Below are 17750 nucleotides of genomic sequence, written 5' to 3' on the forward strand. Positions count from 1 at the left end.
GAGTTCACCCCCGCAGCACGCCGCCTGTCGCCTTTGTCACTTTTTCTACGACCTTGGCACCAACCGCTTCGATATCCGCGTCCTTTAACGTCACGTCTGCGGGCTGCAAGCGCACCGTCAACGCAAGGGATTTCTTGCCCTCGCCCAGACTGCCGCCGACGAACTCGTCGAATACCCGCACATCCTCGATCAGGGTCTTATCCGCCCCCATCGCAGCATTCACCAGTGTCAGCGCCTCGACGCCTTCATCAACGACAAAGGCAAAGTCACGCTCGACCGCCTGCAAGTCGCTGACCTTCAGCGCGGGACGTGTCGCGCCTGCCTTGCGCTTCAGCGGCACTTCGGCTGGCCACAGGGTAAAGGCCATAACGGGCCCCTTCACATCCATCGCGGCCAGGATCCGCGGGTGCACCTCGCCGTAGATGCCCAAAACCTTCTTCGGCCCCAGACAGATCTTGCCGTGACGCCCCGGATGCCAGCAGTCATCGGCACCGCGCAGGATCTGCACTTTTGCAGGCGCACCAATAGCCGACAGGATCGCCTCGGCGTCCGCTTTGACGTCGAACACATCAACATCACGCGCCGCGCCCAGCACGTCCTTGGGACCCGTGCGCCCCACCAAAAGGCCACTCACCATCAGCTGCTGCTCACCCGGCTCTCCGCCGCTGAACGCAGGGCCAACCTCGAACAAGGCCATGTCCGCGAACCCACGCGCCTGATTGCGCGCCGCCGCTTGCAACAGACCAGGCAACAGCGCGGGGCGCATATGGCTCATATCATTGCTGATCGGATTTTCCAGACGCGTCGCATCGGTGCCGCCGCCAAACAGCGCGGCCGAAGGTTGGTCGATGAAGCTGTAGGTCACACATTCGTGGTAGCCAAGCGCCGCCGCCGTGCGCCGTGCAGTGACTTCACGCCGCTGCATCGGTGACATGATCGGGCGTGGCACGCCTGCGCTCAGACGCGGCAAAGGCACGCCTTCCAGCTTGGTCAGGGATGCGATCCGCGCCACTTCTTCCACCAGATCGGCCTCGCCCTGCACGTCGGGGCGCCAGCTGGGCACATGGGCCATATCGCCTTCCAGACGGAAACCCAAAGCGGTCAGCGACTGGCGCTGCGTCGCCTCGGGGATGTCCATCCCCACCAGCGAGATCACCCGCTTCGCGTCCAGCTTATAGGCCCGCGCCGTATCTGGCACAGCACCCGCCACAACGACCTCTGACGCCTCGCCGCCCGCGTGATCCATGATCATCCGCGTTGCATGTTCGATCCCGTAGGGCGTCCACTCTGGATCAATCCCGCGCTCGAACCGATACCGCGCATCCGAGTTGATCTTGAGCGCGCGGCCCGTATAGGCCGTGCGCACGCGGTCGAAATACGCCGCCTCAAGGAAAACATTCACCGTCTCTTCGCTCACGCCGGTGGGCAGGCCACCCATGACGCCGCCGATGCTCTGAACACCTTCGCCATCCGAGATCAGCGTCATACCTTCGTCAAAGGTGTATTCTTTCTCGTCCAACCCCACCAAGGTCTCCCCCCCCTTGGCGCGGTGAACGCGCAGAGTGTTGCCGGCAATCTTGTCCGCGTCGAAGACGTGCAGCGGGCGGTTGCGGTCAAAGGTGAAGAAGTTGGTGACATCCACCAAAAAGCTGATCGGCCGCAGGCCAATCGCACGCAGCTTGTCCTGCAACCACGCAGGGCTGGGGCCGTTTTTCACACCGCGAATAAGGCGGCCATAAAAGACGGGGCATTGATCAGTCGTATCGTCGTCAATCGTGACGCTGACAGGGCAGGCAAAGCTCCCCTCCACCGCGTCCACATCCCGCGATTTCAGCTTGCCCAAACCACGGGCCGCCAGATCACGCGCAATCCCGCGTACGCCCAGCGCATCGGGGCGGTTCGGCGTAATCGCGATCTCGATCACAGGGTCCACTTTGGAGGGGTCATTCTCGGCCAGCCAATCGACAAAGCTGTCGCCCACGTTGCCCGAGGGCAGCTCGATAATCCCGTCATGCTCTTCGGACAGCTCCAGCTCCCGCTCGGAGGCCATCATGCCAAAGCTTTCGATCCCGCGGATTTTGCCGACGCCGATGGTGGTGTCGATGCCGGGGACATAAACACCGGGCTTGGCGATCACGACCGTGATCCCTTCGCGCGCATTGGGCGCACCGCAGATGATCTGCTGGAGGCCCTCATCCGTCTCAACCTGACACACGCGCAAGCGGTCCGCATCGGGATGCTTCTCGGCGGATTTCACAAAGCCAAGGGTGAAGTCTCGCAGCTTGGCACCACGGTCCTCGACCCCCTCCACTTCCAGACCCAGATCGGTCAGGGCATAGGTGATCTCATCGACCGAAGCCGTGGTGTCGAGGTGCTCTTTGAGCCAAGAGAGTGTGAATTTCATAAGACTCAGCTTCCTTTTTGTGGCGTGAAAGCATCCAGTGTTTCGATACTAAGAAACACGTTACCTCCGCGTATTTCTACGGTTCCAGTCGCGCTAATTTTGCAAAGATCCTCATAGGACTGAAAAAGGTTTGCTTTCGTACAACCACTCTCCATCTTTTCACGAACATCTCTGCCGGCATCAACGGATAGTCCAAACCAGTCTTCCGCCTGACTAATGAACCGAAATGCACTGTTCATTTCATCGTAAGTAACACTGCCAACAAAGGTAATTGGTGTTCGATCCACAGAAGAAACGAACTCCTCAAGAGTTATCTTTTCTTGTGCAGACACCGCGAAACAACAGCTAAAAAGAAGTACACTGGCAACGCTTGAAAGTTTGATAGAAGAAGGGATCATCTTGAAAGCCCACCATGCAAATTCGGCTGATCCAAGCTGGCAAACCCATAATGCCGCAGCCAGCGCAGGTCTGAATCAAAAAACGCCCGCAAATCGGGTATCCCGTATTTCAGCATCGCAATGCGGTCGATCCCCATGCCAAAGGCAAAGCCCTGCCAGATGTCGGGATCAATCCCGCCAGCGTGAAGTACTTTAGGGTGCACCATGCCAGAGCCGAGTACTTCCATCCAACCGTCACCCTCACCGATGCGCAGCTGTCCGTCGACCCACGAGCACTGGATATCCACCTCGGCCGAAGGCTCCGTGAACGGGAAGTGCGAGGCGCGGAAGCGGGTTTTGATGCCGTCGATCTCGAAGAACGCGGAAAAGAACTCTTCCAGCACCCATTTGAGGTTCGCCATGGAGATGTCTTTGTCGATCGCCAAGCCTTCGACTTGGTGGAACATCGGCGTGTGCGTTTGGTCGTAATCGGCGCGGTAGACACCGCCGGGGCAGATGATGCGCAGGGGTGCGCCTTCGGCCTCCATCGTGCGGATTTGCACGGGGCTGGTGTGGGTGCGCAAGACGTGCGGCGGGCGGTCATCATCCGCAGCACGCGCCATATAGAATGTGTCCATCTCGGCCCGCGCGGGGTGATGGCCGGGGATGTTGAGCGCGTCAAAGTTGTACCAATCGGTATCAATGCGCGGGCCTTCGGCAACGGAGAACCCCATCTCGGCAAAGATCGCGGTCAGTTCTTCGGTGACCTGAGACACAGGGTGCAAGGTGCCTGCGGGGCGCACGCGGGATGGCAGCGTCACGTCGAGCCATTCGCTGCGCAACCGCTCGTCCAGCGCGGCATCGCCCAACGCGGCCTTCTTTGCCGCCAGTGCCGAGTTTATCTCATCCTTCAGCGCATTCAGCGCGGGGCCAGCGACCTGCCGCTCTTCCGGAGTCATCTTGCCAAGCTCGCGCATTTTCAGCGCAACCTCGCCTTTTTTACCAACAGCAGCGATGCGAATATCTTCCAGCGCGGATTCGTCGCCCGCATCTGCAATCCGTGTCAGGTATTTTTGCTTGAGATCGTCCACGCTATCGCCCCTTTTGTCATCCCTGCCCTGCTACCCCGAGTGCGGCAGCGGTGCAAGCATCACAAGGCCACACAGCAACGCCAGCCGGCGGGTGCGCAAAGGCGGAAACGGCTGATTTGCCCGATCAGGGCGTCGCAGGACAGGGCAAAAGCGGGTCATCACCCGCGCAGCACCAAATCGCATCCGCGCCCTGCCAGCCAGCTATGGCACGCGCAACATGATGGGACATTGGCGAAACTTCGAATCGGACCCCCACACCCCAGACAGCAAAAAGCCGCGCTATGATGGGCGCGGCTTTTCACAATTTTAGCTCAGGGTCGGGCTCAAGCAGCCAAAGACGCCTGCGCTTGCTTTACGATAGCAGTAAATGCTTCGGGCTCGTTCACGGCCAAATCAGCAAGAACTTTGCGGTCCACTTCGATACCGGCCAGGTTCAGGCCGTTGATGAAGCGGGAATACGTCAGCTCGGCGTCATGGGCGCGCACAGCCGCGTTGATCCGCTGGATCCACAGGGCGCGGAAGTTGCGCTTGCGGTTTTTGCGGTCGCGGGTTGCGTATTGGTTCGCCTTATCGACGGCCTGACGCGCAACTTTGAACGTATTTTTACGACGGCCGTAGTAACCTTTGGCTGCCTTGATAACTTTTTTATGACGGGCGTGAGTGACCACACCACCTTTTGTACGGGACATCTCGGCTCTCCTTAGCGGTCGTAGGGCATGAAGCCCTTGATGATCTTGGCATCTGGCTCGGACAATGCTGTCGTGCCGCGTGCGTTACGGATGAATTTCTTGCTCCGCTTGATCATGCCGTGCTGCTTACCAGCCTGGCCACCGATGACCTTGCCGGTCGCCGAGATCTTAAAGCGCTTTTTAGCGCTCGATTTCGTCTTCATCTTGGGCATTTCTGTCTCCTATTAAGTCTACAGTTTACGCACGACTCGGCATGCCACTTGAGGCCGGCCGCGCAGGAATGAGAGTGGGCTATAGAATGCAGGGCAGATTTACGCAAGAGGGGAAACCGCGCCTGCGCAAATGCTATGGCATAAACCGCGCAATGACGTTTACAAAAACGTCCGGTATCTGCGCCAGCTGGTAGCCGCCCGGCTTGCCCTGAATCGCAAAAACGATCAGCCCGCCCGCGATCAGAACCGTAATCGCAGAGGCCCGCGGTGCGCGGCGGTCCGATATGGCCGACAAGATCGACGGGATTGAGAACGCAGCAACAATCAGCCCGATAACAAGCGCCAGATCGGTATCCATGACAGGTCTCCTTACTCTATCAAGGAAACGTTACTCTGGATCGGAGGCGAAAATCAAACGCTCATCACAAGGGGCTACACGCAAGATGTTGGTACTGCCGGGGACGTTGAACGGCACACCTGCTGTCACAACGACAAAATCGTCCTCGGTGGCAAAGCCTTCCTCGCGGGCGGCACGCGCCGCACCTACAACCGCTTTCTTAAAGCGATCCAGCTCTCCGGTCATAACACAGTTCACGCCCCAGCTGAGCGCAAGCCGCCGCGCCGTATCCTTGAGCGGAGTCAACGCGATGATCGGCACACGGGGGCGTTCGCGCGCCGTGAGGAGTGCGGTGGCACCCGATTGGGTAAAGCAACAGATTGCTTTCACGTCCGTAGTCTCGGCAATTTCGCGTGCGGCCGACACCATCGCATCCGCAATACCCGAACGCGACGCCGTGCGGCTGCTTTCAATGATTTGGGTGTAGGTCGGGTCGGCCTCTACCTCGATGGCGACATTGTCCATCGTGGTCACCGCCTCAAGGGGGAAGCTGCCTGCGGCTGATTCTGCAGACAGCATCACAGCATCCGCCCCTTCGTAGATCGCCGTCGCCACGTCCGAGACTTCGGCGCGGGTAGGCATCGGGCTCTCAATCATGCTTTCCAACATTTGCGTGGCCACAATCACAGGCTTGCCCACAGCACGGCAGCGCCGCACCAGACGCTTCTGGATGGGCGGCACCGCAGAAACAGGCAGCTCAACCCCCAGATCGCCACGGGCGACCATGATGCCGTCGCTGACCTCGAGAATATCATCAAACCGCTCAACCGCCGATGGCTTTTCGATTTTGGACAGGATCGCCGCCCGCCCGTTGGCAAGCGTACGCGCCTCGGCCACATCCTCGGGCCGCTGCACAAAGCTGAGGGCGAGCCAGTCCACGCCAAGGCCGCAGACGAACTCCAGATCAGCGCGGTCCTTGTCGCTGAGCGCGGCCAGCGGCAGTACAACATCCGGCACATTCACGCCCTTGCGGTTCGAAATCGTCCCGCCAATCACAACTTCGCAATTCGCAAAATCGGCACCACAAGACTTCACCCGAAGGCGGATTTTGCCATCATTCACCAGCAATGAGGCGCCTTCCTTCAGCACCTCGAAAATCTCGGGGTGGGGCAGGCAAACGCGGCTGGCATCACCCTCTGCCGTATCCAGATCAAGGCGGAAGTCAGCGCCAACTACCAATTCTTCGCTATCGCCTGCAAAGACGCCAACCCGCAGCTTTGGCCCCTGCAAATCCGCAAGGATACTGATGGTCGATCCTGTCTGCTCTTCCACCTTGCGGATCATCGCGTGCTTTTCGCGGATCTCTTCATGGCTGCCGTGGCTCATGTTCAGGCGGAAGACGTCCGCGCCCGTGGTGTGCAAAGCGGTGATCATCTCAAGGCTGTCAGACGCAGGCCCAAGCGTTGCCACGATTTTTACGTTGCGTTGGCGTCTCATATTGCTGTTCCTCTGCTGTACACGGAGCGCGAATGTTAGCGATCACATTCCCTACTTACCGCGTGATTGTGGCAACTTGAACCCGAAAACTATTACAATCATATAACAGCAACCACATCTTCACCGCCACAGGCCCCAAAAACAGGACGTTTTCATGACCGACCACAGCCAACAAGAGATCGAACTGCAAGCCGCCGCCTTCCGCCGCCTGCAACAGCACCTGATGCAGGACCGCACCGATGTGCAGAACATCGACATGATGAACCTCGCAGGGTTTTGCCGCAATTGCCTGTCGCGCTGGTATCAGGAAGCCGCCGCCGAACGCGGCATCGAGATCGGCAAGATGGAAGCCCGCGAGCTTTTCTACGGGATGAGCATGGAAGAGTGGAAAGCCAACTATCAAACCGACGCAACAGGCGCACAGCAAGAGGCGTTCAAAACCGCTTTTGACGAGAATGTCGGCAAGGCATAGCCGAAGCCGCCGGCATTGCTTCGTTGGGGGAAACAGTGGTTAACGCGCCGATTTTTCCCCATGCGCGAGCAGTCAAAAGCCTCCAGTCTCGGGCGGAATGAATAACCGATGGTGGACCCGATGCTTGCCCTACTCCTTATCCCCGCCCTTCTGGGCCTCGCCGTGATGTTTGACGACGACGAAACAACAGCCGAGGCGGATGACGGCCTTGAAACAACGGCCCTGAACGAGACCGATACAGAGTTCACGGGCACCGACAATGCAGAGCGGATCAACGGCAACGATCTGGACAATATCCTGCGCGGCGGTGCCGGTGACGATGTGGTGTCGAGCAACGCAGGTGCAGATGCGATTGACGGAGGATCGGGTGCCGACACGCTGTATGGCGGGACAGGCAACGACACGGTCAACGGCGACGCGGGTGATGATCTGGTGTTTCTGGGCGCTGGCGCCGACCAATACACCCCCGGTGACACCGCAGCCGAGCAGCGCGACATTGGCGATGACACCGTCAATGGCGGCGTAGGTGACGATGTGATCGTGGACCTGCTGGGCGCTAACACCCTGACGGGCAGCGGCGGCGATGATATTCTATCCGCTATCGACGCGCTGCGCGACGACGGCACGCGGGGACCAGCAAGCGAAATAGGCACGCCAGATGTGCTGCGCGGCGGCGCTGGCAGTGACGACCTGATCGGCGACAACGGCGACGAGATGACGGGCGGCGCTGGCGCCGACGACTTCTACATCGCCCTAGACGACTCCGCGCCCCAAGAGGTCGTGACCCTGACAGACTTCAACGTCGCCGAAGACAGCTTTGCCGTCCTGCGCTTTAACGAAACGGAGGCTGATCCCGTCATCACATTTGAACCGAACACTGGCCAAAACTCGGTCAGTGCATTCTTTAACGGCGCTGAAATCGCTGTTTTGAACGGGCTGGGCGCAGACGATATTGAAAACATCTCGGTCGCGGTGTTCGACAATGCAGACTACCTCGCACGCCTAACCGTCTAAGCCAGCCAAAGGCGGCTGGTCCCTAAACCGCCGCCTTGCGCATCTCGTCCAGATAAATCTCGCGTAGGCGCAGCGCCACTTTGCCCGGCACGCCATCGCCCAGCGCCACGCCGTCAATCTCAACCACAGGCATTACAAAAGCACTGGCCGAGGTGGTGAACGCCTCATCCGCCTTCTGCGCCTCCTCGATGGTAAAGGACCGCTCCTCGACCTCCATCTGCGCCTCTTTTGCAAACCGCAGGACGGCAGCACGCGTAATCCCGTGAAGGATTTCCGTGCCCAGATGGCGGGTGATGATCTTGTTGCCCTTCACGATATAGGCGTTGTTCGAAGTCCCCTCGGTCACCATCCCGTCCTCGATCATCCACGCATCGTCGCAGCCCGCTTTCTTGGCCATCATCTTGCCCATGCTCGGATACAACAACTGCACGGTCTTGATGTCACGACGGCCCCAGCGGATGTCGTCAATGCTTATCACCTTCGCGCCCTTCTTGGCCGCAGGACTGTCCGCCAGACCGGGCTTGTTCTGCGTGAACAGCACAATCGTCGGCTCCGTCGTCTCGGGGTCTGGGAAAGCAAAATCGCGGTCGCCGTCCGAGCCGCGGGTGATCTGCAGATAGATCAGCCCCTCGTCAATCTCGTTCGCGCGCACCAATTCGCGGTGGACCTCCAGCAAATCCTCCTTGGAGATCGGGTTGCGCATGTCCAGCTCACCCAGCGAGCGGTTCAACCGCACCGCATGGCCGTCAAAGTCGATAAGCTTACCATCCAGCACCGAGGTCACTTCGTACACCCCGTCCGCCATCAGGAACCCGCGATCAAAGATCGAGATCGTGGCTTCGTTTTCCGGCATATACTGCCCGTTCACATAAACTGTCCGCATGGTCATTATCCCCAAAGTGCTGCCACGGGCGGATGCACCCCGGCTGTATCGAATTTCAAAGGCGTGTCGCGGTCTTCGGCCAACAAGAGCGGCCCGTCAAGGTCCACAACCTTTGCCCCCTGCGCCACCAACATCGCAGGTGCCATCGCCAAAGACGATCCGACCATACACCCAACCATCACATCAAACCCCGCCTTAAGTGCGGCATCGCGCAAGGCCAAGGCCTCGGTCAACCCGCCGGTCTTGTCCAGCTTGATGTTCACCACATCATACTTGCCCGCCAACGCAGGCAGGCTGCCACGGTCGTGGCACGATTCGTCCGCACACACCGGCACAGGCCGCGCCATCCCGATCAGCGCATCATCCTCCCCCGCAGGCAACGGCTGCTCGACCAAAGCGACGCCAAGCCGTACCAGATGCGGCGCAAGATCAGCATAGACCTGCGCGGACCACCCTTCATTCGCATCCACAATTATGGTGCTATCAGGCGCGCCAGCGCGAACAGCCTCAAGCCTTGGCATGTCGTCCGGCGTCCCCAGCTTGATCTTCAAAAGCGGGCGGTGCGCGTGCTCGGCCGCCTGCGCTTGCATCTTCTCGGGCGTATCCAGCGACAGCGTATAGGCGGTGATCTGCGGTGCCAACGGAGCCAACCCCGCCAACTCCCACGCAGGTTTGCCCGCCCGCTTGGCCTCGAGATCCCACAACGCGCAATCGACTGCATTGCGTGCCGCCCCCGCTGGCAACAGATCATACAAAGCGTCACGGGTAACAACGCCCGCCAATCCTTCAATCTGCGCCGTCACGCTCTCCAACGTCTCGCCATACCGCGCATATGGGACACACTCGCCCATCCCAACGAAACCACCATCGCTGATCCGCACCGTCAGCACCTGCGCCTCGGTTCGCGACCCACGAGAGATGGTGAACACCTGCGCCAAACGAAACACATCCGCCGTCACTTCAATCTGCATTCAAACCCCTCTTGAACGGGCACCACGGCACCCGCTCTTCTTTATTTTGCCCTTAAACTCAATCCCGCAATCAGATGCACGCGCAACAGATCAGATTTTCGCCAAAGCATCCACCAAAGGCTCTGCATCAAAACGGAAGGGATCAACCGCCGGCAGACCCAGCTCGGCCTCGACCTTCGCCAAATATGCCCGTGCTTCGTCTTCACCCATGTGCTGCGTATTGATGGAATAGCCGATCACCACACAATCAGGGTTCGCAACCTTCGCCAAGGACAAGGCCACATCGCGGATCACGGACATCTCGGGTACTTTATAGGTCGGCAGACCGCGCATATGCTCTCGCGTCGGCTCATGACAAACGATCAAGGCGTCGGGCTGGCCGCCATGCACCAACGCCATTGTCACACCGGAATAGCTGACATGGTGCAGGCTGCCCTGCCCCTCGATCACGTCCCAATGGTCCGCATCATTGTCAGGAGTCAGATATTCCACAGCACCCGCCATGAAATCCGCAACCACCGCGTCCAGCGGCACGCCGTCACCGGTAATCAGGATCCCTGTCTGGCCCGTGGGGCGAAACGTGCTTTTCATCCCGCGTGCCCGCATGGCACGATCCAGCGCCAGCCCCGTATACATCTTCCCGACAGAGCAATCCGTCCCAACAGCCAGCACACGTTTGCCAGTCCGCTTGACCCCGTTCGCAATCGGATAATCCACAGAAGGAATGCGCACGTCATGCAAGCTGCGGCCATGCTTCGCTGCGGCGTCAACCAGATCCGCCTCATCGCTCAGCAGGTTGTGCAGCCCAGAGGCCAGATCATACCCCATCGCCAGCGCCTCGATCAGCACCTCTTTCCATGCGGCGGAAATCACACCGCCGCGGTTGGCAACACCGATCACCAGCGTTTTGGCACCCGCCGCAAGCCCCTCGGCCAGCGTCATGTCCTGCAAATCCACAGTCGTGCCGCACGCAGGCAGACGGAACTGGCCAACAGCATTTTCAGGACGCCAGTCTTTGATCCCTTGCGCCACTTTCGCAGCAAGACGGTCAGGGGCATCGCCCAGAAACAGCAGATAAGGTGTTTGGATCATGTCGCGATTCTCCGAAAAGTATAAGTGTTTCGCGCAGTTTGCGACATCCTGCACGAAATTCAATCGCGTATGCAGCCCATGCACCCATTTGCGCGCAAGGAAATTCGAAAATCCCTCAAATTAGCGCACGATTTTTGCACAGTATTCAATGCTGCGCATGCAAAAAGCCGCTTGCGGCGAGCTGCGCAATTTTATAACCCGTCATGGCAATTATTCGACATTTTATGTCTCGAAAGGATCACCTGATATGAGCTTCCGCATCCAGCCAACCCCGCCTGCCCGTCCCAACCGCTGCCAGCTGTTCGGCCCCGGCTCCAACACCAAGCTCTTTGCTAAAATGGCCGCATCGGCGGCGGATGTGATCAACCTTGATCTCGAGGACAGCGTCGCCCCCAATGACAAAGACATTGCCCGCGCCAATGTGATCGAGGCGATCAACACCGTCGATTGGGGAAACAAGACCCTCTCCGTGCGGATCAACAGCCTTGATACGCCCTACTGGTACCGCGATGTGGTGGACCTGCTCGAACAATCGTCCGAGCGTCTGGACCAGATCATGATCCCCAAAGTCGGTTGTGCCGCCGACATCTATGCCGTGGACGCGCTTGTCTCTGCGATCGAGGCCGCGAAAGGCCGTACAAAGCGCATCGCCTTTGAGGTCATCATCGAAAGCGCCGCAGGCATCGCCCATGTGGAAGAGATCGCCGCTGCCTCGCCGCGTCTGGAAGCGATGAGCCTGGGTGCCGCTGACTTTGCTGCCTCGATGGGGATGCAGACCACGGGCATCGGCGGAACGCAGGAAAACTACTACATGCTGCACGAAGGCCAGAAACACTGGTCCGACCCGTGGCACTGGGCGCAGACGGCCATCGTTGCGGCCTGCCGCACGCACGGCATCCTGCCCGTTGATGGCCCGTTCGGCGACTTTTCCGATGATGAGGGGTGCCGTGCGCAAGCGCGCCGCTCGGCCACACTTGGCATGGTTGGCAAATGGGCCATCCACCCCAAACAGATCGCCATCAGCAACGAGGTCTTCACCCCCTCGGATGAAGCCGTATCCGAGGCCCGCGAAATCCTTGCCGCGATGGAAACGGCAAAGGCCAATGGCGAAGGAGCCACAGTCTACAAAGGCCGCCTTGTCGACATTGCCTCGATCAAACAGGCCGAAGTCATCGTGCGCCAGTCCGAGATGATCTCGGGCTGATCTGTCCGCCTTTAAACAGCAACGGGCGCGCCAGTGAATGGCGCGCCCGCTTGCGTTTTACCGATCAAGAAGAATTAGACCACAACGGTCACCTGCCCCTGATCTGGCGTATTGCTGCCCGACATGTCCATGCGTGCAGAATACAGCGCAATGGCCAGTATCGTCCCCAGCAATCCGATCAGTACATAATTTACCAAGCTCACAATGCGCCACCTTTTGGACAAGTTCTTGCCACATTCTGCCCATCGCGAAAAGACAAGCGCAAGAAGCCAAAAGGGAAACACTCTGTTTCCATTGCGCCCAAAACGCCTGTTCCCTTCCCGCCCCGTTTCGCCCAAACACTGCACATGACGTTCGAGACCCTTACCGCCCTCGCAATTTTTGCATTTGTCAGCTCGGCCACACCGGGGCCGAATAACCTGATGCTCATGGCCTCGGGCGCGAACTTCGGCTTCGCGCGGACGATTCCGCATATGATGGGCATTTCCATCGGGTTCATGGTGATGCTGTTCAGCGTAGGCGCTGGGCTGGTCCAGATATTCGACCGCTTTCCCGTGATCTATGACATCCTCAAAATCGCCAGCGTCATCTACATGCTCTGGCTGGCGTGGAAGATCGCCAATGCCGCCCCCATCAGCAAGAACGACACAGCAGGCGCGCCTATGACATTTCTACAGGCCGCGGGCTTTCAATGGGTCAACCCCAAGGCATGGGCAATGGCCCTGACGGCGGTCACTGTTTATGTGGGCGAGGCATCGCTGTGGTGGCTGGCCCTTGCGGCGCTGCTTTTTGCCGTGGTCAACCTGCCGTCGGTGTCTATCTGGACGATCGCAGGCCAGCAATTGCAGCGCATCCTGACCAACCCGCGCCGCCTGCGTGCGTACAATTGGACCATGGCCGCCTTGCTCATCGCATCCCTCTATCCCGTGCTGGGACTCTGAGCAGCGTTGCATCACGCCCAAATCATCGCCATATAAAGCCCAACACCAGTGCGGAGCAGACAGATGACCCAGTATATGGATTTCGAAAAACCCTTGGCCGAGATCGAAGGCAAAGCGGAAGAGCTGCGCGCCATGGCGCGGCGCGACCCCGATACCGATGTGACCGAAGAGGCAAAGGCACTGGACGCAAAAGCCGCCAAAATGCTGGATGATCTGTATAAAAGCCTGACGCCCTGGCGCAAATGTCAGGTCGCCCGCCACCCCGACCGCCCCCATTGCAAAGACTATATCGAAGCGCTCTTTACCGAATACACACCGCTGGCTGGTGATCGAAATTTCGCCGACGACCACGCGGTGATGGGCGGCCTCGCCCGCTTTAACGACAGGCCGGTGATGGTGATCGGCCATGAAAAAGGCAATGACACCAAATCACGGATCGAGCGTAACTTTGGCATGGCCCGCCCCGAAGGCTACCGCAAAGCGGTCCGCCTGATGGAAATGGCCCACCGCTTTGGCCTGCCTGTCATCACCCTCGTCGATACACCGGGCGCCTATCCCGGCAAAGGCGCGGAAGAGCGCGGCCAGTCCGAAGCCATCGCCCGCGCCACGCAAAAATGTCTCGAAATCGGCGTGCCACTGGTCAGCGTCATCATTGGTGAAGGCGGCTCTGGCGGCGCGGTGGCATTCGCTACGGCCAATCGCGTCGCGATGCTGGAACACTCGGTCTATTCCGTGATCTCGCCCGAAGGCTGCGCGTCAATCCTGTGGAAAGACGCCGAGAAAATGCGCGAAGCCGCCGAAGCACTGCGCCTCACGGCCCAAGACCTCAAGCAACTGGGCGTCAATGACCGCATCATCCCAGAGCCCCGCGGCGGCGCACACCGCGACCCCGCAACCGCTATCGCTTCTGTCGCGGAAACAATTTCCGAGATGCTCGCCTCGCTTGAAGGCAAAGACGCCAAGGCCCTGATCAAAGACCGCCGTGAGAAATACCTCGACCTCGGCGATCGGGGGCTGGCAGCCTGATCACGCTCTACCCGATTGCTATAAATCTGCCGGGGGCGTTGTCGATCACCACACGCCCCCGCGTCCTGCCCGATGATCTGGCCGCCCTCAAAGCCGCGGGCATCCAAACACTCGTCTCCCTACAAGAGCCGCAAGAGGCAGCCGCAGTGGGCCTCGAAACACAGGCCCAAACCTGCGCCGACATCGGCATCGACTTCCTCAACCACCCGATCCGCGACATGCACCTGCCCGACGCAGCGCAGTTCCGGTCCTTCGCCGCCGCCCTTGCGGCACGACTGCAAGCATCCGACAAAATCGCCATTCATTGCCACGCCAGCATCGGCCGTTCGGGTATGCTTGCCTGCGCCGTTCTGGGCCACTTCGGCTACACCTCGGCCACAGCACTCACCCACGTCAGCAAAAAGCGCGGCACTCACGTGCCAGACACACCCCAGCAAACCGCCTTCATCCATAAAATCATGGAAAAACAGGCTTGAAGACACACCACATTCGCCTTCTTTATTTTGCCCTTAAACTCAATCCCCAACCCTCGACACGCACACCAGTAGCGTTTCAGCCCCACCCCCGCACGCCAAATTGCACTTGCACCGGCAGACACAAAGCACGCGCGGGCCAAGCCCCGTCAGCTCGCCAACATGCGCAAGCCCTGCGTCACATCCGACCGCACCGCCAATCGCAACCCCGGCTCGTCCCCCGCCCGCAAAGCAGCAATAATCAAACGGTGGAACTGCGGCGGCTCGGTGCGGCGCAGACGCCCGTAAAGCGCACGCATCGTGGGGCCCATCTGCAACCAGACCGTCTCGGCCATCGCCAACATCGCTGGCGCTTGGGCACGTAGATAAAGCGTTCGGTGAAACTCGAGGTTGGTGCGGATGTAGCTGACCGCATCACGGTGCGCGACGGCCTCTGCCACTTTGGCGTTGATGTTCTGCAATCGCTCGATCAGGGCCAGATGCGCCCGTGGCAGCGCCCGCGAGGCAAGCTCGACCTCGATCAACGCCCGCAAAGCAGCCAACTCCTCAATCCGCTCATTGCTCAGCGCAGGCGTCGCGATACGGCCCGAATTACTCATGCTCAGTGCGCCCTCGGCCACCAGCCTGCGCACCGCCTCACGTGCGGGCGTCATCGACACCTCGTATTCCTTCCCGATCCCGCGCAGCGTCAGCGCGTGGCCAGGTGGAATATCCCCATGCATCACCCGCGTGCGCAGGTCGCGGTAAACGCGGTCATGGGTCAGCGGAGCGGGGTCAACGGGACGGGGGGCAAGGGACATGGCTTTTTGTGATCACAAGCAGCAGCGGCGTCAAGAGAACAACGTTCACTCCATCAGTATGTAACCTTGAAGTTACCTCTTGGTTCAATTATGTCACCCTTAAGTTACCTAAGCAGGACACCAAGATGATCTCGACTGATTCCCTGACCCTAATCCGCATGATCACCTTTGGCATCGCTGTAGTTATTTGCGCTGCTTATGCCTGCGCCGCCACTCTGGGCATTCCACCAGAGGCGCTCCCGCATTGGGCGCCGATCACGGCGGGCGCGGTTGCCGCCGCGGTGGTGTTCGGTGTCAACTTGCTCGCCAATGCGTCAGCGACTATCGCGGCATTTGATGAAAGCTATCGCGCAGACAGGCGCACCGCCGCCTTCGCCGGTTTCTGGGGGTGCCATCACTAGCGGCACTCTCCTTTGGTTGACCCAAGCAGGCGGCGACCTGCAATTGGCCATCACACTCACCAGCGCCGCAGCCGTCTTCCTGCTGGTCCAATCCGCTCTTGACCTGTTGGGCCGCAGATGAGTCTCATCGTCCACCTACAGCACCACCGCAAAAAAGCAGGTCTTACGCAGGCCGGGCTGGCCGCGAAAGCAGGCGTGTCGCGCAAAACGATCAACACGGTCGAGAACGGTGTTTTCATTCCCTCAACCACCCTCGCCCTAACCCTTGCCCGCGTGTTGGGCGTCAGTGTGCATGACCTCTTTCAACTCCCTCACAAAGAAAAGGATACGCTATGAACCCTTGGATCATTCTGGTCGCCGCTGGCCTGCTCGAAGTTGTCTGGGCCAGCACGATGAAAGCCTCGGATGGGTTCAGCAAAATGTTGCCCAGCGTGACCACCGGCGTGGCCGCGTTCCTGAGCTTCTGGTTGCTGGCCATGGCGATGAAGGAACTGCCATTGGGCACGGCCTATGTGGTCTGGGTCGGTATCGGCGCGATCGGTGCGGCACTGGTTGGTATCATCTATTTCGGAGACGCGATCACCCCTTTGCGCCTTGGCGGTATCGCGCTGGTGGCGGCGGGGATTGCAGCACTCAAGATGGCCTAGAACTTGTAGCGGTGTAGCGTGCTGCCGTGGCGGCGCAGCCATTGGCGGGGCGCGGCATAGTCACCATAAATCCGCGTCACCTGCGCCCAGAACGCGGCCGAATGGTTCATCTCCGCCAGATGCGCCACTTCGTGGGCGGCGACGTAATCCAGCACCTCTGGCGGCGCCATAATCAACCGCCATGAGTACATCAGCCCGCCATCGCTGGTGCACGAACCCCACCGCGAACGGGTGTCGCGCAGGGTAATCCGCGCATAGCTGCGGCCCAAACGGTCGGCATAATCATCGCTCGCGCCAGCCAGACGGTCCCGCGCCAGTTCCTTCAGGTGCGCGGCAAGGCGTTTTCCTGCCCGCTCGGGCGGGCCGGGGACCATGATCGCCTCGGGCGAGATCTCCACCCGCCGACCATGTCCTGATTGCACCGCAACCATCTGCCCGCCCAATGGCAGCTCTGACCCGATTCCCACCGCGACATCTTCACCACGCGCCGCCAGATGTTTGCGAATCCACGCCTCCTTGCTGCGCGCAAAATCCATCGCTTCGCGCGTCGCCAGCCGTTTTGGCATGGTCAGCGTCACCCGCCCGTCCAGCTGGCTGATCCGCAGCGAAATACGCTTGGCCTGCGCGGATCGGCGCAAGGTCAGCGGGACAGGCGGATCACCTGGCAGGTGCGGATCGGACATGGGGCGGCTCTTGAATAGGGGCATGAAAGAGGCTTTGCACTGGACAGCCTGCCTTGCATATGTCAATTGCCCCTGAAACAAAATACTCATCATCCTGTCACAACACCAAGTATCAAAGGGGAAATACATGCCCAACGAAGAATGGGGAACCAAGCGCCTGTGCCCCACCACGGGCAAGCGTTTCTATGACCTGAACAAAGACCCGATCATCAGCCCCTACACGGGCGAAGTGGTTGAGGTCGATCAGTCCAAGTCACGTATGATCGCCGCTGACGCCGAAGACGCTGCAACAACCAAAGCAAAAGCCACCGAAGTCAAAGACGAAGACGATCTGGTGGATGACGAAGACGTTGACGTAGATCTGGATGACGATCTGCTGGACGACGACGAAGACGATGATGACACTGTTCCGCTTGAAGAAATTGCGGATGTGGCATCGGAAGACGACGATTCGTAAAAACGGTGGCGGCGGGGATGCGTTTTATGCTTGATCCCGCCGCCGCTTGTGCCTAGTACACGGCGCAACGGTACTTCGG

At 59.6% G+C, this 17750-nt stretch carries 23 protein-coding genes; 10 read left to right on the top strand and 13 right to left on the bottom strand.

The annotated features are described in order from the left end of the window. Nucleotides 1-4: 4 nt before the first annotated feature. The 7 genes from pheT to pyk all read right to left on the bottom strand — a co-directional run bounded on the left by pheT (nucleotide 5) and on the right by pyk (nucleotide 6607). Complete coding sequence (gene pheT, locus ABMC88_RS03075; protein WP_349575351.1) at nucleotides 5-2404, bottom strand: phenylalanine--tRNA ligase subunit beta; 2400 nt, start codon at nucleotides 2402-2404, stop codon at nucleotides 5-7. Between the two features lie 5 nt (nucleotides 2405-2409). Then, entirely contained in the window at nucleotides 2410-2802 is a 393-nt protein-coding gene (locus ABMC88_RS03080) for a hypothetical protein (RefSeq protein ID WP_349575352.1), read from the bottom strand. After that, nucleotides 2799-3872: a phenylalanine--tRNA ligase subunit alpha gene (gene pheS / locus ABMC88_RS03085; RefSeq protein ID WP_349575353.1), complete on the bottom strand. Its 1074-nt coding sequence runs from the start codon at nucleotides 3870-3872 to the stop codon at nucleotides 2799-2801. Before pheS ends, ABMC88_RS03080 begins: the two co-directional genes overlap by 4 nt. Nucleotides 3873-4195: 323 nt before the next feature. After that, entirely contained in the window at nucleotides 4196-4561 is a 366-nt protein-coding gene (rplT, locus tag ABMC88_RS03090; RefSeq protein ID WP_349575354.1) for a 50S ribosomal protein L20, read from the bottom strand. A gap of 11 nt (nucleotides 4562-4572) precedes the next feature. Beyond that, nucleotides 4573-4773: a 50S ribosomal protein L35 gene (rpmI, locus tag ABMC88_RS03095; RefSeq protein ID WP_349575355.1), complete on the bottom strand. Its 201-nt coding sequence runs from the start codon at nucleotides 4771-4773 to the stop codon at nucleotides 4573-4575. A gap of 133 nt (nucleotides 4774-4906) precedes the next feature. Then, nucleotides 4907-5131 carry a hypothetical protein gene (locus ABMC88_RS03100; RefSeq protein ID WP_349575356.1) on the bottom strand — a complete coding sequence of 75 codons (225 nt, stop codon included), beginning with the start codon at nucleotides 5129-5131 and terminating at the stop codon, nucleotides 4907-4909. 30 nt (nucleotides 5132-5161) lie between these two features. Further along, the gene (pyk, locus tag ABMC88_RS03105) at nucleotides 5162-6607 is read right to left on the bottom strand and encodes a pyruvate kinase (RefSeq protein WP_349575357.1); all 1446 of its coding nucleotides are present in this window, start codon (nucleotides 6605-6607) and stop codon (nucleotides 5162-5164) included. Between the two features lie 154 nt (nucleotides 6608-6761). Here pyk and ABMC88_RS03110 point away from each other — a divergent pair, with 154 nt between their 5' ends. Together ABMC88_RS03110 and ABMC88_RS03115 are read left to right on the top strand one after the other, a co-directional pair. Further along, nucleotides 6762-7079, top strand: a complete 318-nt coding sequence (locus ABMC88_RS03110) for a DUF1244 domain-containing protein (protein ID WP_349575358.1) — start codon at nucleotides 6762-6764, stop codon at nucleotides 7077-7079. 120 nt (nucleotides 7080-7199) lie between these two features. Further along, entirely contained in the window at nucleotides 7200-8093 is an 894-nt protein-coding gene (locus ABMC88_RS03115) for a calcium-binding protein (protein WP_349575359.1), read from the top strand. Nucleotides 8094-8115: 22 nt separating this feature from the next. On the opposite strand, the gene ABMC88_RS03120 is transcribed toward ABMC88_RS03115, so the two are convergent. The 3 genes from ABMC88_RS03120 to dgcN all read right to left on the bottom strand — a co-directional run bounded on the left by ABMC88_RS03120 (nucleotide 8116) and on the right by dgcN (nucleotide 11039). Next, the gene (locus ABMC88_RS03120) at nucleotides 8116-8982 is read right to left on the bottom strand and encodes a D-amino-acid transaminase (RefSeq protein ID WP_349575360.1); all 867 of its coding nucleotides are present in this window, start codon (nucleotides 8980-8982) and stop codon (nucleotides 8116-8118) included. Continuing rightward, complete coding sequence (gene dgcA / locus ABMC88_RS03125) at nucleotides 8982-9947, bottom strand: N-acetyl-D-Glu racemase DgcA (protein WP_349575361.1); 966 nt, start codon at nucleotides 9945-9947, stop codon at nucleotides 8982-8984. The genes ABMC88_RS03120 and dgcA overlap by 1 nt, the downstream gene beginning before the upstream one ends. A gap of 90 nt (nucleotides 9948-10037) precedes the next feature. Continuing rightward, nucleotides 10038-11039 carry an N-acetyltransferase DgcN gene (gene dgcN / locus ABMC88_RS03130; protein WP_349575362.1) on the bottom strand — a complete coding sequence of 334 codons (1002 nt, stop codon included), beginning with the start codon at nucleotides 11037-11039 and terminating at the stop codon, nucleotides 10038-10040. A gap of 247 nt (nucleotides 11040-11286) precedes the next feature. Between dgcN and ABMC88_RS03135 the strand changes: the two genes are divergently transcribed. Then, a complete protein-coding gene (locus ABMC88_RS03135; RefSeq protein WP_349575363.1) occupies nucleotides 11287-12243 on the top strand; it encodes an L-malyl-CoA/beta-methylmalyl-CoA lyase in 957 nt (318 codons plus the stop codon). A gap of 74 nt (nucleotides 12244-12317) precedes the next feature. On the opposite strand, the gene ABMC88_RS03140 is transcribed toward ABMC88_RS03135, so the two are convergent. Next, complete coding sequence (locus ABMC88_RS03140) at nucleotides 12318-12446, bottom strand: hypothetical protein (RefSeq protein ID WP_349575364.1); 129 nt, start codon at nucleotides 12444-12446, stop codon at nucleotides 12318-12320. Between the two features lie 144 nt (nucleotides 12447-12590). Here ABMC88_RS03140 and ABMC88_RS03145 point away from each other — a divergent pair, with 144 nt between their 5' ends. The 3 genes from ABMC88_RS03145 (at nucleotide 12591) to ABMC88_RS03155 (ending at nucleotide 14686) form a co-directional block, all read left to right on the top strand. Continuing rightward, nucleotides 12591-13184, top strand: a complete 594-nt coding sequence (locus tag ABMC88_RS03145; RefSeq protein ID WP_349575365.1) for a LysE family translocator — start codon at nucleotides 12591-12593, stop codon at nucleotides 13182-13184. 63 nt (nucleotides 13185-13247) lie between these two features. Further along, the gene (locus ABMC88_RS03150) at nucleotides 13248-14210 is read left to right on the top strand and encodes an acetyl-CoA carboxylase carboxyltransferase subunit alpha (protein WP_349575366.1); all 963 of its coding nucleotides are present in this window, start codon (nucleotides 13248-13250) and stop codon (nucleotides 14208-14210) included. 38 nt (nucleotides 14211-14248) lie between these two features. Further along, on the top strand, nucleotides 14249-14686 hold the full coding sequence (locus ABMC88_RS03155) for a protein-tyrosine phosphatase family protein (protein ID WP_349575367.1): 438 nt from the start codon (nucleotides 14249-14251) through the stop codon (nucleotides 14684-14686). A 146-nt stretch (nucleotides 14687-14832) separates the two neighbouring features. Here the strand turns inward: ABMC88_RS03155 and ABMC88_RS03160 are convergent, their stop codons facing one another. Then, nucleotides 14833-15483, bottom strand: a complete 651-nt coding sequence (locus ABMC88_RS03160) for a GntR family transcriptional regulator (protein ID WP_349575368.1) — start codon at nucleotides 15481-15483, stop codon at nucleotides 14833-14835. Nucleotides 15484-15491: 8 nt separating this feature from the next. Between ABMC88_RS03160 and ABMC88_RS03165 the strand changes: the two genes are divergently transcribed. From ABMC88_RS03165 to ABMC88_RS03175, 3 genes are all read left to right on the top strand, one after another. After that, complete coding sequence (locus tag ABMC88_RS03165; protein WP_349575369.1) at nucleotides 15492-15884, top strand: hypothetical protein; 393 nt, start codon at nucleotides 15492-15494, stop codon at nucleotides 15882-15884. 117 nt (nucleotides 15885-16001) lie between these two features. After that, the gene (locus ABMC88_RS03170; RefSeq protein ID WP_349575370.1) at nucleotides 16002-16220 is read left to right on the top strand and encodes a helix-turn-helix transcriptional regulator; all 219 of its coding nucleotides are present in this window, start codon (nucleotides 16002-16004) and stop codon (nucleotides 16218-16220) included. Next, complete coding sequence (locus ABMC88_RS03175; protein ID WP_349575371.1) at nucleotides 16217-16531, top strand: DMT family transporter; 315 nt, start codon at nucleotides 16217-16219, stop codon at nucleotides 16529-16531. The genes ABMC88_RS03170 and ABMC88_RS03175 overlap by 4 nt, the downstream gene beginning before the upstream one ends. On the opposite strand, the gene ABMC88_RS03180 is transcribed toward ABMC88_RS03175, so the two are convergent. Continuing rightward, nucleotides 16528-17214, bottom strand: coding sequence for a M48 family metallopeptidase (locus tag ABMC88_RS03180; RefSeq protein WP_349575372.1), 687 nt, complete (start codon nucleotides 17212-17214; stop codon nucleotides 16528-16530). The genes ABMC88_RS03175 and ABMC88_RS03180 overlap by 4 nt on opposite strands. A 127-nt stretch (nucleotides 17215-17341) precedes the next feature. Between ABMC88_RS03180 and ABMC88_RS03185 the strand changes: the two genes are divergently transcribed. Next, nucleotides 17342-17671: a TIGR02300 family protein gene (locus tag ABMC88_RS03185; protein ID WP_349575373.1), complete on the top strand. Its 330-nt coding sequence runs from the start codon at nucleotides 17342-17344 to the stop codon at nucleotides 17669-17671. The last annotated feature ends 79 nt before the right edge of the window (nucleotides 17672-17750 follow it).

Origin of the sequence: Sulfitobacter aquimarinus (assembly GCF_040149565.1) — a bacterium.
In the GTDB taxonomy this organism is placed as follows: domain Bacteria; phylum Pseudomonadota; class Alphaproteobacteria; order Rhodobacterales; family Rhodobacteraceae; genus Sulfitobacter; species Sulfitobacter aquimarinus.